The sequence below is a fragment of the Paenibacillus sinopodophylli genome (genome assembly GCF_005930355.1).
GTDB lineage: Bacteria > Bacillota > Bacilli > Paenibacillales > Paenibacillaceae > Pristimantibacillus > Pristimantibacillus sinopodophylli.
In genome coordinates this window covers 719,062-735,981 of record NZ_VDBO01000001.1, presented here as the reverse complement: position 1 = coordinate 735,981, position 16,920 = coordinate 719,062, and the positions used below count along the sequence as shown (strand labels likewise).

The 16,920-nt window shown below is 43.3% G+C and carries 16 protein-coding genes and 1 pseudogene; 5 read left to right on the top strand and 12 right to left on the bottom strand.

Going from position 1 to position 16,920, the window contains the following annotated elements; all coding sequences use genetic code 11:
• Positions 1-70 precede the first annotated feature (70 nt).
• The 3 genes from FGT79_RS03170 to FGT79_RS03160 all read right to left on the bottom strand — a co-directional run bounded on the left by FGT79_RS03170 (position 71) and on the right by FGT79_RS03160 (position 1,802).
• On the bottom strand, positions 71-727 hold the full coding sequence (locus FGT79_RS03170) for a TetR/AcrR family transcriptional regulator (protein ID WP_138751334.1): 657 nt from the start codon (positions 725-727) through the stop codon (positions 71-73).
• Positions 728-850: 123 nt separating this feature from the next.
• Positions 851-1,291, bottom strand: a complete 441-nt coding sequence (locus tag FGT79_RS03165) for a nuclear transport factor 2 family protein (protein ID WP_138751333.1) — start codon at positions 1,289-1,291, stop codon at positions 851-853.
• Positions 1,292-1,373: 82 nt separating this feature from the next.
• The gene (locus tag FGT79_RS03160) at positions 1,374-1,802 is read right to left on the bottom strand and encodes an Rrf2 family transcriptional regulator (protein ID WP_171056054.1); all 429 of its coding nucleotides are present in this window, start codon (positions 1,800-1,802) and stop codon (positions 1,374-1,376) included.
• A gap of 262 nt (positions 1,803-2,064) precedes the next feature.
• Between FGT79_RS03160 and FGT79_RS03155 the strand changes: the two genes are divergently transcribed.
• Positions 2,065-2,634, top strand: a complete 570-nt coding sequence (locus FGT79_RS03155; RefSeq protein WP_138751331.1) for a TetR/AcrR family transcriptional regulator — start codon at positions 2,065-2,067, stop codon at positions 2,632-2,634.
• A gap of 104 nt (positions 2,635-2,738) precedes the next feature.
• Here FGT79_RS03155 and FGT79_RS03150 read toward each other — a convergent pair whose 3' ends face one another.
• Complete coding sequence (locus FGT79_RS03150) at positions 2,739-3,290, bottom strand: TetR/AcrR family transcriptional regulator (RefSeq protein ID WP_138751330.1); 552 nt, start codon at positions 3,288-3,290, stop codon at positions 2,739-2,741.
• A 188-nt stretch (positions 3,291-3,478) separates the two neighbouring features.
• On the opposite strand from FGT79_RS03150, the gene FGT79_RS03145 reads away from it, so the two are divergent.
• From FGT79_RS03145 to FGT79_RS03135, 3 genes are read left to right on the top strand one after another with little or no spacing between them, the layout of a single operon-like run.
• Positions 3,479-4,339: an SDR family oxidoreductase gene (locus FGT79_RS03145; protein ID WP_138751329.1), complete on the top strand. Its 861-nt coding sequence runs from the start codon at positions 3,479-3,481 to the stop codon at positions 4,337-4,339.
• 35 nt (positions 4,340-4,374) lie between these two features.
• A complete protein-coding gene (locus FGT79_RS03140; RefSeq protein ID WP_138751328.1) occupies positions 4,375-4,719 on the top strand; it encodes a DoxX family protein in 345 nt (114 codons plus the stop codon).
• 12 nt (positions 4,720-4,731) lie between these two features.
• Positions 4,732-5,775 (top strand): LLM class flavin-dependent oxidoreductase, encoded by a 1,044-nt coding sequence (locus FGT79_RS03135; RefSeq protein WP_138751327.1) that lies wholly within the window; start codon positions 4,732-4,734, stop codon positions 5,773-5,775.
• 119 nt (positions 5,776-5,894) lie between these two features.
• On the opposite strand, the gene FGT79_RS03130 is transcribed toward FGT79_RS03135, so the two are convergent.
• Positions 5,895-9,077 carry a galactose-binding domain-containing protein gene (locus FGT79_RS03130; RefSeq protein ID WP_138751326.1) on the bottom strand — a complete coding sequence of 1,061 codons (3,183 nt, stop codon included), beginning with the start codon at positions 9,075-9,077 and terminating at the stop codon, positions 5,895-5,897.
• 95 nt (positions 9,078-9,172) lie between these two features.
• On the opposite strand from FGT79_RS03130, the gene FGT79_RS03125 reads away from it, so the two are divergent.
• Positions 9,173-10,021, top strand: a complete 849-nt coding sequence (locus FGT79_RS03125; protein ID WP_138751325.1) for a helix-turn-helix domain-containing protein — start codon at positions 9,173-9,175, stop codon at positions 10,019-10,021.
• An 83-nt stretch (positions 10,022-10,104) separates the two neighbouring features.
• Here the strand turns inward: FGT79_RS03125 and FGT79_RS03120 are convergent, their stop codons facing one another.
• The 7 genes and pseudogenes from FGT79_RS03120 to FGT79_RS03090 all read right to left on the bottom strand — a co-directional run bounded on the left by FGT79_RS03120 (position 10,105) and on the right by FGT79_RS03090 (position 16,906).
• Positions 10,105-10,848: a sensor domain-containing protein gene (locus FGT79_RS03120; protein ID WP_138751324.1), complete on the bottom strand. Its 744-nt coding sequence runs from the start codon at positions 10,846-10,848 to the stop codon at positions 10,105-10,107.
• An 88-nt stretch (positions 10,849-10,936) separates the two neighbouring features.
• Positions 10,937-11,497 (bottom strand): hypothetical protein, encoded by a 561-nt coding sequence (locus FGT79_RS03115; protein WP_138751323.1) that lies wholly within the window; start codon positions 11,495-11,497, stop codon positions 10,937-10,939.
• A 149-nt stretch (positions 11,498-11,646) separates the two neighbouring features.
• Positions 11,647-13,902: an ATP-binding cassette domain-containing protein gene (locus FGT79_RS03110; protein ID WP_138751322.1), complete on the bottom strand. Its 2,256-nt coding sequence runs from the start codon at positions 13,900-13,902 to the stop codon at positions 11,647-11,649.
• A gap of 227 nt (positions 13,903-14,129) precedes the next feature.
• Positions 14,130-14,528: an SRPBCC family protein gene (locus tag FGT79_RS03105; protein WP_138751321.1), complete on the bottom strand. Its 399-nt coding sequence runs from the start codon at positions 14,526-14,528 to the stop codon at positions 14,130-14,132.
• Positions 14,525-14,854, bottom strand: a complete 330-nt coding sequence (locus FGT79_RS03100) for an ArsR/SmtB family transcription factor (RefSeq protein WP_138751320.1) — start codon at positions 14,852-14,854, stop codon at positions 14,525-14,527. The genes FGT79_RS03105 and FGT79_RS03100 overlap by 4 nt, the downstream gene beginning before the upstream one ends.
• A 95-nt stretch (positions 14,855-14,949) precedes the next feature.
• Positions 14,950-15,534, bottom strand: a pseudogene (locus FGT79_RS31750) (protein kinase family protein); the annotation flags it as partial.
• 229 nt (positions 15,535-15,763) lie between these two features.
• A complete protein-coding gene (locus FGT79_RS03090) occupies positions 15,764-16,906 on the bottom strand; it encodes a Gfo/Idh/MocA family protein (protein ID WP_138751318.1) in 1,143 nt (380 codons plus the stop codon).
• Positions 16,907-16,920 lie beyond the last annotated feature (14 nt).

Sequence of the window (16,920 nt, the reverse complement as noted above, 5' to 3'; positions counted from 1 at the left end):
AAAAACGGAGAACAGCTCAAGTATACAGAAAACCGCGTATACACGGTTTTCTGTGTCTTATACTACTTTGTCATTCAATTGCAATGGAATGTTCCAAGCCGTACATTAATGAGTAAAGTGAAGCAAGATAAGTTCTCTTGAAGTCAGGCGGTGTATAAATCGAACCGGATAACTTGATCGCTTCTAATTGCAAATCGCTTAATTTACACATAGGATACAAGCCAAAGGCCAATGTGAATGCTGCATATATAAAGTTAGTTATACGATCTACACTTGCTTTCGGGAAAAGTTGACTTACCAAGTTAAAAATTTCGGAATGATTGGCTATCGATTTTTTCTCGAATTCAGCAAGTACTTCCACCGAAACATTTTTTTCAATCATGGTGTAAAGAATAGTATGCAACTCGATTAGGCGTTCATGCTTCGCTAACGTATTGATCCAAATTTCTCCAATCTCGTGAATGGTATACAGCTTATTAATGTGAAAAGACTTGCTTAGTTCGATTATCCAAGACACTAGATCCTGATTCAGGATTAAGAGGATAATTTCTTCTTTTGTTTTAAAATGCTTATATAGATTTGGTCTTGTGAATTTTGTATATTCTGAAATCGTAGTGAAGTTCAATCCTTCGTAGCCTTCTGCGTCATAGATCGTGGATGCTGCTGCAACGATTTCTTGAATTCGATCTTGAATTTGTGCTTCAGATCTTGCGCGCTGGTACTTCATGTTTCAAACTCCCATAAGCCATGTAATGGCGAGTAACCTATCATGTGAACAAATGACATGAAAAAGGACGAGATCGTATGTTAAACGATCTCGCCCTTTCTATCTTTTGACTTGAAGCTTACATTACCCTTTCAATGGTCTTGCTTCGACAATGATGTAATGTGAAGCACGTTCTTTAATAAGCCATTTTCCGTTCTGACGTACATATACATCATGATATTGGACGCTATAATCTGTAATCATCTCGATGCCCTCTTCATCCCTCACCATCTTTATTTGAGAGAAGACAACTCCCGTTGCCGTATCACCATCTACTTTTACATTGTGTTGTGCGTTTGTAGAGAAATAACGTTTCACAAGGGCAACATGTCCGTTGAACTCCTGTTCCAGCTGTTCTGTCCCTGTAACATTGGATACCATGTGGTCACCAAAGTAAACTTTAAAGCTTGCATCAGACGTAAATACAAGCATTTGCTCCGACACTTTTTTTGCATCTGTAAGAGTGGCATAAGAATCTACTAATTCTTTTAATTCCAATTTTGCTTTTAACGTTTCTAGTGACATGACGATGTCCTCCTAAAATTTATAATTAACACTACGCAACTTATTTATTTTTTAAAATTACACCAAGTCAATTAAATTTGATTTATTGATTTTGGCAAGTTTCAAGAAATGAATTTTTTTGAAGCATACTGCCTAACGTTATCTTTTCTAATTGTTGTTTGAGCTGACTCTCACTCACAAGGAAAATATATTCAAGCTGCATGTCTATCTCATTAATAAAGTGTCCCTTATCGTGCATGGGTGATTTGGAATTCTGTAGCTGCTCAGATGACAGTACCGTATACAAATCATTTAAGGTTATTTCATTCGGCTCTATAGACAACGTATAGCCGCCGTCGATACCTTCTTTAGTTTTTACATACCCTGCGTTTTTTATCAAGCCAAGAAGACGACGTATTCTGGTGGGGTCTATCTTAATCTTTTCGGATATTTGAGCACTGGTAAGCTTCTTATTTTCATGTAAGCATAGGAGCACTAGAATATTAATGACAACACGTAACTTGTCGTTCATTACGGCCTCCAGTATGAGTAACGTATTGGTTGTATCGCCATCTTTCATTTGACATGTTCAGTTCGACATTCGAACGAACAAACTACGATTGTCCGCCTCCCTTCGCTGTTCCCATACAATCATCCAACACTTGTTGAATAAATTGGACTTATTGATTATTATAGTAGCTATACAAACAAGTTCAATCGCTATTTTAGCTGATTTTGTTCAATATCCAACAGAAAACATAAAACTGTTAGATATTTTCACGGAGGTTATTTAGATGGGCGTTAAGACCGACAGAAGAATTGCAAAAACGAGGGACACTATTTTACAATCGTTTATTTCTTTAATTTCCGAAAAGAACTTTGAGGACATTACGATAAATGAAATCGCTGATCGGGCGAATGTAAATAGAGGAACCGTGTATTTCCATTATCAAGATAAATACGATCTGCTGAATACGTGTATAGAATTGTATTTGAACAAAATGATTTCAGCAACGACGACTACGGATGCTAACGGGGAGACAATCGATTTAATTCAGTCTTCCTTTTTGCCTGTCATTCGCTATTTTGAAGAAAACCATCATTTTTATGTGTCCATGCTATCAAATAAAGGAATTCCTGCGTTTCGGGAACGGATGTTGGAGCTTGTTACCAGCCATATCAATGTTCATATTAATATGGAGGGAAATAACAAAGAGTATAGCAAAGAATTGATGACTCAATTTATCGGTTCCGCTTTTGTAGGAGTAATCGAGTGGTGGATTCTGAATAGCATGCCTCAATCTCCGGAAGAGGTGGCAGATCAATTATGGGGATTGTTTAAGCGGAATCAAGTCATCAATTAGAACGTACTTCATGTTGAACTTATCAGAATAATGAAGGGATTGTCCGACTGTGGAAGTCAGACAATCCCTTTTTTTTTTTAATAACGGTTATTTATTTGAAATCTTTATCTATTTAATAATGTATTGAAAATATCCTTCGTCAAATCTTCCGATGGCGTATGACCATTCTTGACATATTTAGTCGACATGCCAAAGATGCTCCAGCTTATCATCATGCTATGCAATTCCAGTTTTTCAGAAGTCCAAGCGGGATACTCTTGCTTTAACAAAGTTTTAAATGCTTTGCCGAGCTCTTCCTTCACGATGGTTTCAATTTTGGTTGTGAATGCCTCATAACTGCGTGAACATTGATTAGCTAACCCACTTTGTAATGAAATTAAGCTTAATAAAATATCATTGAGAGCTTCCGTCGTTAAAGATTCATGCGAGGTCACATCCTTTAATACACCTTGCAACACATCTTCACTGAGCATAGTATCCATTAAGTCGTATTTATCAAAAAAATGATAATAAAAGGTTGCACGATTAACAGTTGCTCTTTGAGTAATATCTTTTATCGTTATATCCTTAAACTCCTTCTCTACAACTAACTTCATAAAAGCGTCCATAATCAGTTTACGTGTTCTTAGGAACCTTGGATCTAATGATTTCTCCATATCATTCACTCCTGTTTTTCGACATTTGAAATGAAATGTCGTATATACAATCTTTCGCTTATATTGTTGATTGTTCAAATTTTAAATGAGATATAGACTAAATTATACAACAAGTGTTGTACATCCGGAAGGTGAATATGCTGCAAGTAACCGAGGATGAATCTATCCCGAATTGGAGGAAAAGAAAAATGAAAATTTTAGTAACCGGTGCATCGGGCAAATTGGGGTCCAAAATTGTAGAAAGCTTGGCAGAGAAAGTTCCAGCTTCATATATCCTTGCAGGTGTACGTGACACTCAATCAGAACGCGCAGCAGTTTTTGCTGGTCAAGGGATTGAGGTTCGCGAAACGGACTTTGACAAAAAAGATACATTGGTTCAGGCGTTCCAAGGTATAGATCGTGTATTTATAGTTTCGACATTCGGCGAAGCAGAAGCTTCAATTCGTCAACAAACTAATGCTGTAGAAGCGGCTTTAGAAGCTGGCGTTGCTCAAATCGTTTATTCAAGTGCACCACGTGCTGATGTGAGTGAATTCTTTCTTGCAGGTATACATCGTGTTCGTGAAGAGATTATTAAAGCATCTGGTATTTCGTATGTATTTGTTCGCAATAACTGGTACGTTGAGAATGAGTTAGGGACGATTCAGCAAAGTCTGAACGGTGCCCCTTGGGTTACTTCTGCAGGAATGGGTCAAGTTGGCTGGGTATACCGCCCAGACTTGGCGGAAGCAACAGCAAATGTGCTTATAGGTAAAGGACATGAACATACAGCATACGAATTATCTGGTCAGAACCTGACACAGCAACAATTTGTAGATGCATTAAACGAAGTTACGGGAAAGGATATTCCTCTATTGCCTGTTGATGATGCTACTTATGGTGAAATGCTATCAGGTGCGGGTTTACCAGAAGATCTAGTCACCATGCTTGTAATGACACAACAAGGAATCCGTGAAGGTGGACTTGAAAATGCTCATTCTGATTTAGAACTGCTCCTTGGTCGCAAACCAACCTCTGTCAAAGAAGCATTGCAACAATTATTAAGCTAATATTGTCCAATAATCGATTAATGTGGGGGATTACGATGGCTATTTTATCTTGGATTTTGCAAGGGCTTCTGGCAGTCATGTTCATAATGGCTGGCAGCGGAAAAACAATGGGTTCAAAAATGCATGTAGAAGCATTCACCAAGTGGGGATTACCGCAGTGGTTTAGAATCATAACCGGAGTCGTTGAGCTTGCTGCAGCCATATTATTGATTGCAGGTTTCTGGATCGAAGGAGCGGCAATCTTAGGGGCTGCTATTTCTATAGCGGTTGGCTTCGGGGGTGTTGTCACTCATATTCGAGTGAAAGATACATTTAAAGATACGGCCATGATTGCGATTTTAGGTATATTGTCAATCATATTACTAATCATTCTTTTGTAAGTAGGTGAAGAAATGAAATTTGAATTCGGCGTATATTCGTTAGGTGAACGCATTCCGGATGCTAATGCTAATGTGTTGTCTGCTAAGGAACGAGTTGAGAATATTATCCAAATGGCAAAGTGGGCTGATGAAGCAGGACTTGATGTATTCGGTATAGGTGAGCATCATCGTTTGGACTTTGTCACATCAAGCTATGCTGCTATACTGAGTGCCATCTCAAGAGAAACTAAAAAGATTAAGTTAACAAGTACGTTATCTGTTATAAGTACAGCAGATCCTGTAAGAGTGTATGAGGACTTTGCCACCCTAGATTTATTAAGCGGTGGACGAACCGAAATTATTTTGGGTCGTGGCGCCTTTTTAGAGAGCTTTTCCCTATTTGGGGCCAGCTTAGATGATTACGATCAATTGTTTGAAGAGAAGTTGGGTCTATTCATACAATTGCAAGAACAAGAAGTAGTCAACTGGAAAGGTGATTTCCGATCACCTCTTCATCATGCACAAATCGCTCCACGTCCCGTACAGCCCAAAATTCCAATGTGGATTGGTGTGGGAGGAACGCCTGCCAGTGCAGAACGTGCGGGAGCGCTTGGTGCAAATATGGTATTAGGGCTATTAGCTGGCGAGCCAGAGCGCGTTCAATATTTAGCGAAACTGTATTGGGAGTCAGCCGAAAAGGCAGGACATGATTTATCGAAATTACAAGTTTCAGTGACCGGACATAGCTACATTGCGGAAGATGGGAAACAAGCGATGCATGAGTTTACACCTCATTACAATCAATACATGGGACATTTTATGAAAGATCGCAGACAGTTCTTCCCCCCTGTCACTGCGGAGCAAATGATGTCACAGCGTGCCGCTAATCAAATATTGGCCGTTGGCAGTGCTGAAGAACTGGCGGAGAAAATTTTATATCAGCATGAGCTATTTGGCCATTCTCGTTTTATGGGGCAATTGGATATGGGTAATCAACCAACCGCTCGAGTAGAGAAAGCCATTGATTTATTAGCTAATAAAGTAGCTCCGATCGTTCGTAACGCATTAAATAAATAATCTCATTCAATCGATTGATGAGAAAAGCAGTCACCGCTTCCCAATCGCTTTTCACAATATCAGCGAGTGAGAGAGGTGACTGCCTCTTTTCTTAGCTTATCTGACCATAAACCTAGTAATTAAGTGCCGTAAACCTCGAATGTGATATGCCCTGCGTGAACGCTTGCCGGCAAGCCATTGTATACAATTCTGACATACCTTCCATTCGCGGCAAAATGATCGATACGGATCTGCTCCGTTGAAGTTTGTCCCGTTTGGTTCGCCGCTACGCTCCAGTCCATTCCATCGTTAGAAACTTGAATGACATATAGGAAATTGCCTTCCTCATGAAATTTCACCTTGGTTCCGATAATGGCTCTTTCCTCGCCTAAGTCAACCTGCCACCAGTGACCCACACTGTCGTCTGCTGCAAGCCACAAAGTATGCCCAATCCCGTCATTTCCTTTAAACGGCGCATAGTTGTCATCTTTCACGCTATCGCTTGAAGCTGGTTTGCCTATACCGAGTTCACGTCCCGCAATGGTTTGATTAGCTCCTTCATTTTCATGAGGTTCTCTCTTCTTCAGCAGCGACCGAAGCCCTTCCATCTCCAAAGCTACCTCAGGAGCAAACTGCCCCCCTGCCATATAAGCGATGAGACTTCTGCGAAGCTGTGCGGCCGCTGGCCTGCTATTCAAATCCTCATCAATGTTAATACCACAAATGAGTAGCTTACCCTTGCCGACCCTGTACTCCGTTAGGTTTGTAAGCTTGCGATTATGAAAAAAATTGGGTATGACTTGAACAATTGGGTTAAAAGGCAACTCGTCACTAATGGCGAGTGATACGGAACGATCAAGCAAATCCTTCCATTGATGCTCAGCATAGCTCTGGGTAGGGAAACCAGTCAGTGCAGGATGTCTATGATTTACGACAATACCGCACGGATTTTCAGTTGCAAAGTGGACAGGACTCCAGAATACAGGGTAAAACTTACCTGGAGCAGCATGTTCCAGCGTGTTGTTAGAAGCAAGGAAGAGAACATTCTGTCCCTCTGCGAGTATGCGCTCTGTCTCGTCGTCAAGATCGCTAGTGATCCAAATATTCTCCTCCGTAACCTGCTGCTCCGCTGTGGTCGTATATACCCAAATTGGCCATTCACTCCGAATATCGCTACCCATCCATTCCAGTGATATCGTAAGCCGATCGCTTTGCTTCATAGTCTTCAGCACATCCGAGGTAAATCGATCTATAGGTATGTCAGCGCCAAACGGTATGATACCTGCTTGCAGAAGTCCGCTGTCAATGACAAGTCCTTCTCCGTCGGCAATTGTCCATTTCACGTTGGAGGCAGGCATCTCGCTTGCTCCATAATTTGTAATCGTCACTTCTGCATGAAAGGTGTCATCGGTCGTATACATACGTTTCGGCATGCGAAGCAAAAGTACGGTTGGTGCGCAAAACTCACGGAATCGTTCGGGTTCAATTAGACCCTTCGATTCCCAGAACGCATTAAGAATACCTACTGTTGCCGTACTTTGACCCGGAAAATCATGCAAATCCAGCAATTGGAATCCGCCAAGCTCTGGTGTGCGAAGTGCAGCTTCAATCTCATCTCTATAAAGCTGCAGTGCCAGCATGCCTGAACCATGAACAAACTTACGGATATCGCCTAGCAAGCCGCGCTTCTTTAAATCCGCTCTAATGACTTCCAGATTAACCGGACGCAGTGCTCCGCTATAGGAATCAATCTCCTCTACATCCGGATATACAGTGTATTGGCCTACTTCATGGGTGACTACAGGAACAGCTCGCTTAGAAACTGCTACCCGAAAGTCGAGTTGAGTGGTATCGGATAATTGCTCTGGGAAGTACTGACCTCTGGCACCGACGCCATCCACCGTTTGCGAACAGAACAAATCATCTGTCGGGTCTAGCGGGCGATCCCAATTCGTCGTTAATGTATACAGGCGTCTGTTGTCGTTCGCTTTTAACGCGGCAACCATCTTGTGAAGTAGAGTGAAATCACCATTTAATTCATTCCCGTTGCTGTAAATGCAGAACGAAGGATGATTCCCGTAGGTATCCAGAATTCGACGTGCTTCTTCCGGCAAATACGTATAATGCTCCGGATGTGTCCCCACTGGCAAATTCCAAGTATCCATCCATATCGGGCTTTCAGCTTGTACATAGATGCCTAATTGGTCTGCAGCTTCGAAAGCCGCCTTCGGAGGACACCAAGAATGGAAACGGATATGGTTCAAGCCATAATCTCGTGCTGTCCCGAATAGATTGAGCCACGCATCTAGCTCCATCGGAGGATGACCTGTCAGCGGAAATATGCAGCACTCCAGCGTTCCTCTCAAAAAGGTTGGCCGGCCGTTAACCTCCAGTATCCTTCCGTTACTTTGAAAACTACGCAGGCCGAACGTCTGCGTTTCTGTTGATTCCACCCGCAAATCTCCGAGTATAAATCGATTTTCAAGCTTCATCTCATAGACGTTTGGTGAGAATTCGTCCCACTCAAGGGCCCCTTCCCCCATCTCGTACAACCATTCAAAGGTTTTTGACGAAGATGCGGCGATCTCTAGGTTTTTCGTTATCGAAGGAGCCTCATGTCGTGTTTGTCCATGCTTAATCCGAGCCGAAATCGTAATCTCGGCATGCGCTCCCTTAGATGACGAATTATGATACGTACCCAACACGGTCACGATGCGTTCCTTAGGGTCAGGGAAAAGCTGCACGCTGCTTAACCGTATTTGCTCCGAAGCTTGAAGCTCAATTCGCCCGACTATCCCGTTCCAAATCGATTGTGTTTCTTCTGTATAGGCGCTGGGATAACTTCCGAGATTCTGTATATCACGATTATCGATGCGAATCGTGAATCGATTCTTCTCTCCCGTTTTAATGAGTGCTGTTACGTCGTAACTATGAGGAATGGATAAGCTGTCCTGACTACCTGCCTGTTGACCGTTCACCCATAATGTCGATTGAAACATTACCCGTTCGAGAAAGATTTTGAAACATTTGCCTATCCATTCGGCCGATACCTCTGTCTCATATTCATACCATGCGGCTCCAATATAAGAATGACGCTGGCGCAGAGAACGAACCGATTCGCGATTCATCTCCTCGCTCCACTCCTGTATGTCTCCAACGCCATTCAGTGTTAGAGTTCCTGGGAGTGTTACAACGTCTTCCTGTCCAGCAAGCTGTGCTTGGTACCAGCGTTCACTCTCACCGATATCTTGAGGGTCCATAGCGTATCGCCATAGCCCCTTCATATTAAGTATTTCAGTATCATACTGCTGCAACTGTTCCATATGTTTAACTCCTTCAGCTGGTTGGTAAGCGTTCTCATATTGTGGATGACTTCTATTATATTGTAGAATAAAGGAGTTATGAAAGGAATGAACTTATGGCTGAAAATCCTACTTATCCTGCTATGCATTACAATCAAATGCAATATACGCATCCCCCTGGGATCCTCATATCTGATCACTATAACGAGCCTCATGGATACACCTGTTATCGGCCTCAAGGGACGAAGGATTGGCTAATTATGTACACATTATCTGGAAAAGGATTTATAAATAATGGCAGGAAAGACTATCTGTCATGTACTTCTGGGACGTTGACACTTGTATCGCCTGGAACCATTCAAGACTATTTCACTGCAGAAGGGCATACCTGGGAGAAGCTATGGGCACACTTCATGCCCCGTTTGTCATGGATGGACTGGATTCCAAGCAGTACTACGGGAGGGTCTGTTTTTCACCTCCATTTCAGTGACGAAAAGTCCCGCCGAGCAGTTGAGTCAGCTTTTCGGAGAGTGCTTTCCTATAGGTTCGATGGTTATGGGTTACTTCGTGACGAGTTAACCTTAAACGCGCTTGAAGAAATCATCTTGTTGATTGCGAGCCAGAATCAACAGAAGAAGCTGGATCCGCGAGTGAAGGAAGTACTCGACATCCTCTCTGAGCAATATACAGAAGATTTTCTAGTGGAGGACCTTGCCAATAAGGTGTGCTTGTCTCCATCGCGTCTCTCCCATCTGTTCAAGGAGCAGGTTGGAGACTCAATTATCGAAACACTGATGAAATACCGTCTAAAGCAAGCTGAGAAGCTGCTGCAATACACGATGCGCCCAATAACCGAGATCGCTCTCGGAGTTGGTTTCAATTCATCTGACTATTTCACAAGGCAATTTACCAGTTATTACGGAATTAATCCTTCACAATACCGGAAGCAACACCGAAACAACTGATCCTGATTGAAGCATTCATCAGAAAAACAGTAGGCCAGCCAGTGCGTCGTATTAGACGCTCTGGCTGGCCTACTGTCAGTTGGTTACGGGTTTTCCGTTGAGAAAGCAAAATCTCTTCCGATATACATTTCTTCATGGCTTGACACTCGCACAGGCTCCGGACCTGCGACGCTCAGAATCCATGCCGCATACAAGAGGCCGAGCCTTTTCAGTACTAGGGGGAGCAGCAATACGAATACTAGACCGACTCCACCAGCGATCCATGAGCGTTGGGCGGATGTCAAGCTCCAGTCGAATAGATAGCTTAGTCCCAACTCCCACTCACTCGAAAACAGATTGAAATCAAACATTCGCATGCTTACCTCGTATGCTACTGGAGAGAGAAGCACGGCAAAAGCTGTAACAGGAAGAACGATGGCTACGGTGAATGCTGCAATGGAAATCGGAAGCTGTATAATCCCGAATAAGATACCTCGGTACGATCGTCCATCCTTTAGAACGGACAACAGCCAAGAGCGCCATCCCTGTTGCTCGGCGTCAGTCGGTCTAATAAGGTCGGAGTCGGCAGGATGTTTCTGCCCCAATATCCAGCGTGTCGCAATCTTTGATTCTCCGACCATCAATGTTTTACTAAGAGACAATGTTGCGGCCAGCAGCGGCACACCGATTAGAAACACGGACAGCGGAAGGCTTACAGATAATCCAACTACGATGACAACGAATGCCATAATTCCTTTGGGAAGTGACAGGATGAGCATTTTCCAAGCCTGCAGGGCGCTTTTTTTCTTCATAAGGACAACCACACTTTCTTGTATTGTTGCTCTCATTGTAGCCCTTTTTTCTAGAGATCATCATCCTCCCGGCGGATGGAAACGGGCTTGGACTTTGGTCTAGTAAGCGACTAAAAAAACAACATTAATCGATGGTATAAATCACCCAATCGCTCTGATCGTTTTGTCCAATGGCGTACATCAGTTTAACATCTTCAATTGTCTGGGATGTAGCATCTAGACGTTGTCCGATAACGGTAATGTGAAGATGATTGTTGTTCGGATTTGGCTCAACGCTCTCAATATCTGTAAACCGATAGTGGAATTTTTCTCCGTAGTAATACTTCATCGCTTCCGCTAGCTTTTCAGTCACAAAACCTGCAGTATAATTCGTGTTATCATGTTCAATTAATGATATTAAATTGTTTTCGAGTACGATAAGTGCTGATACATCTTGTCCATTTAACTGATCTTCGTAGGATTTGAGGTCTATGTACAATCCCGGTTCGAATTGAGCTTTGTCGACCTGATCGGCTGTAGTATGATCATGTTTTTCTGGAGCGATTTTATCAGACTCTATCTGTATGAGATCATTTGTTGGAGTATTTGTGACTCTGCGTGATTCATTTGGAGACGTATTCCCTGCGCATGCAGTAAGAAGGATACAACCCGTTAATGTTATGGAAAGGGCAGTTATTTTAAGCATAATATCCCACCTTAATTGTAATATTGTCTTAAGACGAGAGTATGTAGAGGAAGGTTGCAATGAATGATATGGGTAAGTGTGAGTGAACATATTTTCCCATTGTGATCTTAATACAGACAAAAGGGAACCTGTTAAGGCTCCCCCGATGATTATTTCAAGTATTTTCCCGTAATCGATTGCTCCGCATGGATGATCTGCTGAGGTGTTCCCTCGAACACCAACTGACCGCCGTTGCTGCCTCCATCCGGTCCCATGTCGATGATCCAATCCGCTTGACTGATCACATCGAGGTTGTGTTCAATGACGATAACCGTATTACCGGTATCTACGAGCCGGTTCATAATGGCCAGAAGGTGACCAATATCAGACATATGCAGGCCGGTTGTCGGCTCGTCCATGACGTAGATACTGCCCTTCTTATGAAGCTCGCTTGCCAGCTTAATTCGTTGGCATTCCCCGCCCGAGAGGGTACTTAGCGGCTGGCCGAGTGTAATATAATTCAGCCCCACATCACTCATCGCCTGGAGCTTGCGAACAACCTCTTTCAGCTGGAAAAATTCCAATGCTTGCTCGACTGTCATCTCAAGCACTTCTGCAATTGACTTGTCATGGAACTTATATGCGAGTACCTCTTCCTTAAACCGTCTGCCTCCGCATACTTCACATGGCAGCTTCACACTATCAAGGAAGGCAAGGTCTGTATAGATGACGCCAAGCCCTTGGCAGTTCTCACAAGCTCCTTTCGAGTTGAAGCTGAACAAACCTTGGTTAACCTTATTCGCAGAAGCAAATGCTTTTCGGATATCATCCATAATGCCGGTATAGGTCGCAGGATTCGAACGTGTTGACACGCCTACCGAAGATTGGTCGATTACAATGGCGTCCGGATGATCGCGGAGGAATACTTCGTTAATTAGTGTACTCTTGCCCGATCCGGCGACACCTGTAACGACTGTCAGCACTCCAGTAGGAATGTCTACATTCAAGTTCTGAAGATTGTGCAGAGTTGCATCGGTGATGGAAAGCTTGCCTGATGGCTCCCTACTATCTGGCTTCAGTAGAAGAGGTCGCTTCATATGGCTGCCAGTTAATGTGCCAGATTCCAACAGACCTTGGTAGCTACCTTCGAACATGATCGTACCGCCGCGGCTGCCAGCGTGAGGCCCGACGTCAACGATATGATCGGCCACCTTGATTACATCCGGATCATGTTCAACGACAATGACCGTATTTCCCTTGTCGCGCAGCTTCTGAAGCAATTCATTTAACCGATGTACATCTCGAGGATGCAGGCCAACACTTGGCTCATCGAAGATATAGGTAACATCCACCAGGCTGCCACTCAGATGCTTCACCATCTTGACGCGCTGCGATTCTCCCCCCGACAAGGTATCCGTCTCACGATCCAGCGTCAAATAATCAAGTCCGATATCCACCAGATGCTGAAGTCGCTCTGTAAGTGACTTGACGACTGGCGCAGCAACAGGATCGTCAATCTCCTTAATGACACGGATAAGTTTCCCGACCTCCATGGAGGACAGCTCCGCAATATTAAGTCCATTAATTCTGCAGCTTAGCGCAGCCTGACTAAGTCTCGCTCCGCGGCAGCTAGAGCAAGGTCCCTCGGAGATGAACGGCGCAACAGCTCGTTGTGTGCGCTCGGACATCGTCTTCACATCTCGCTTGATGTACTTGTTGGAGAATTTCTCGATGATGCCTTCTACTGTAATATTCATCGCTTTCCCGGCGAATTGCACCTCTATTTTCTTCGCTTTGCCATATAGAAGTTGATCCAATTCATCTTCCGAATAGTCATTTAGCTTCTTGTCGGGATCGTAGGACCCTGACTGCATGAGTATGTTCCAATCCCAGCTATTCACCGAGTAGTCTCCCAGTAAGATTGCTCCTTCATTTAGCGACCTGGATTTGTCCACAGCTTTGCTCATATCGACGCCCAGTCTGCGACCAAGCCCATTGCACTCGAGACACATGCCTTGCGGATCATTAAATGAAAATAGGTTAGCTTGTCCAATATAGGGCTGACCTGCGCGGGAGAATAGGAGTCGTAGAATCGGCGAGATGTCGGTTATCGTGCCCATTGTGGAATGTGAACCGCCACCCAGCCGTTTCTGATCCACAATAACAGCCATGCTCAGATTCTCAATCGCGTCCGTATCCGGCTGCGGATAACGAGGCAGAAAATTGCGCACGAACAAGCTGAAATTTTCATTCAACAATCGTGTGGATTCAGCTGCAATCGTATCAAAGACGATAGATGACTTGCCCGATCCGGACACTCCAGTGAAGATTGTGATCTTTCGCTTGGGAATGCTTAAGGATACGTTCTTGAGATTATTTTCCCTCGCACCTGAGATTACGATATACTCCTGACTAGACTCGCTCATGATTAACATCCTTCCGATTCCATTCATTTTATGCCCATATTGCTATGTAACCTTATTACTTGTGTCGAAACTTAGGCAGCTCGATCATTTATCAGAAAGTCTGAATGAGACACAAACCGGCTGCACACAATATGCAGCCGGTTTGTATTCATTGGGTTTACGTAGCTATCGACTATCGTATTTACTTCATTTTCAAGCAAGCGGTGCTGTTTACATAATGAAGGGGCTTATTGTGCCAACAGCTTCTCAAGCTCGCCGGACCAGTTACCCCAGCCATGCTTAGCGCCTGCGAATCCATGTTCATTTGTAATTCCCGTTTGTTCAAGATGAAGGTTAACGACTCCATTCCCGAAATCCTGCAGCGTCCAAGTGACCGTATGCTTCTCATCTCCGACGGCCCAAGTATACGATAAGCGGTTTGGTGCATCTACGATAAGCACTTCCCCGTTAATAATACCATCCCACCACTCGCTTGGCTTATTGCGGAATTGAAATTGATGTCCGACAACGGGCTCAAAATCATTTTCAGTGATCCATTTTGCAAGCTTGTTTGAATCGGTTATCGCAGACCATACTTTCTCAATGGAAGACTTATATTCGAAATCTAAGGATAGGGTTAAACTCATTCTTCTTCCTCCTCTAATAATTGACTCAAGCGCAACATATTCGTGCTCCAAAACTTTCTGTAGAAAGAGATCCAATCTTGAACTTCTCTAAGTGGAGAAGCATTTAGCCTAAATCTTGTTTCTCTTCCGACTTTCCGATCCAGTACCAGTCCTGCTTCTTTAAGTATGGTCAAATGCTTCGATACCGCTGTGCGCCCCATTTGAAACTGCGCTGTTAATTCATGGAGCGGTAACTCCTGTGCCTCAGCTAACAGACGAATCAGTTGGCGCCTAGTTGGATCTGCAATCGCGTCAAATGGATCTCGCAACTGGTTGTTATCACTCACAGCACCATCTCCTACAAATTAATGCCATGGGATTGCAGGTTTTATCTAGTTTCATGTTGATTATACGACACCATTTGGTGTCGTGTCAAACCTCGTTATGTCGTGGCTATGGAATCCCAAGCACTTTTAAATTCATTGATTGAGCTATACCGTTGATCTCGTTTTTCATTAACGGCTCGTAATGCGACTTCGTAGAGGGATCGACTGGCTTCCCATTTTGAGAATGAATGATCCATCTCGCCACCAAGCAACCCAAATGCAATAGCACCCATTGTGAATACATTTGTTCTTCCGTCAATCGGGGCATCTAGTATAAACTCTTCCGGTGCTTTCGACCGAGTAGATCCCCAGAAACTCTCCCCCATGTCATTCACAGAAGGAGCTGCTCTATAAAAGTCGATGTCACAAATCTTGGTTACATCCATTGCGAAATCATAAAGAATACTGCCATCATAAAAATCAAGAGCCACATATCCATTTGACTCCACGTATTTATGGAATTCATATATGGTATCAAGTGACTGCAATCTGTTCTGAATAGATAACTGTTTGTACTTGTAGAAAGGTGAAAACAACCAATGTGAATGTAAGCATAGGCCATCAAACCATTCGAATATGACGGCATAGCCATTATTTGTTTCAAAATGATTAATAATCTTAATTAAATTCGGGTGCTCTAAATATAATACATTACCGGTTGTTGATTCATCTAAACGTCCCCGTAGTTGCGAGGATTCACGTAGTTTAGAGGGCTAGGCATACGATATCCTCTTATTTTTATTGGCCATATTTTCAATTGAATGTCTCATCATAAGACATCACTCCTCTCCATATTCATATTACAATTAGACCAATGGTTCAGCTTGACATTCTTCTAAAGTTCTTCAATAAATGAGACTCTGTCATAGGTTAATACGCGAGTCCAGACTCTTCCTGTGAGTTGAAATACGTGCTGTCCAAATAGCCTCTTGGAATCGGCGGCGTATTGGCAAATGTGGATTTCAAGGCAATGTGCTGCTTCTTCTCCCCACTGAGAACGATACTGTGTAAAACCTCTAGAGCATGATACGCCATTTCCTTACTTGCACGGTTTACTCTTCCCTTGCGCATGGACCACGCCATTTCGGCGACGCCAAGTCCTCTGCTCTCACCAGTGAAAGCATGGGATTGCTGTATGACCATAGGTTCTGTGTTTCCTTTCAAAATAATGCTAACCTCGCCGCCAAAAAGATTGGGATCGGACATATACATGATACCATTTGTTCCATATAGTACAAGCATCGGCCTTTCTGGGATAATGAGTATAGAATTAGAGTCGAACAACATACTGCCAATCGCTCCGCATTCAAACTCCAATGTACTGGACATCAGATTTTCACATTGCAATTCATAGGGCTCACCGAGCTTTTCAATGAAATAATGCTGCCTATCCTTGTTCAGAGTCTTCGTTATACCGGATACCTCTTTGACTGGTCCTAATATGCTCAACATAGCAGTAAGATAATATATACCGACATCGAAACCAATGCCTGCTCCAGGTTTAGATGCAAATGGTGAATGCTCTGCAAAGAGAGAAATATCCCGGTTTAGAGCACAGTGAAAGGAAGTAACCTTACCGATCATCCCACTTTCCACGACGTATCTGGCTGTCTGTATGCTTGCTCCAAGAAAAGTATCTGGAGCGACACCGAGATATAGATTGTTTTCATTTGCGATTCGAACCAATTCGGCAGCTTCCTCCAGCTCGTTAGCTAATACTTTTTCTGTATACACGTGCTTTCCGGCTTCTAGCAGCTGTTTCACGACACTGTAATGTGCAGTCGGAGCGGTCAGATTGACTACGATTTCAATCGTATTGTCCGCGATAATTTCTTCCATGGAGAGTACTTTAATATTATATCTCTCAGCGGTTCGTTCTGCTTTGGAGGGGTTACGATCACAGCAGCCGACCACCTCTAATATGTGAAAGCGGTTAACCATTGTGTTCAAATAAGCATCGCTAATCATGCCACATCCTATTACAGCTACTTTAATGGGTTGTACAGATGACATACAATCATTCCCTT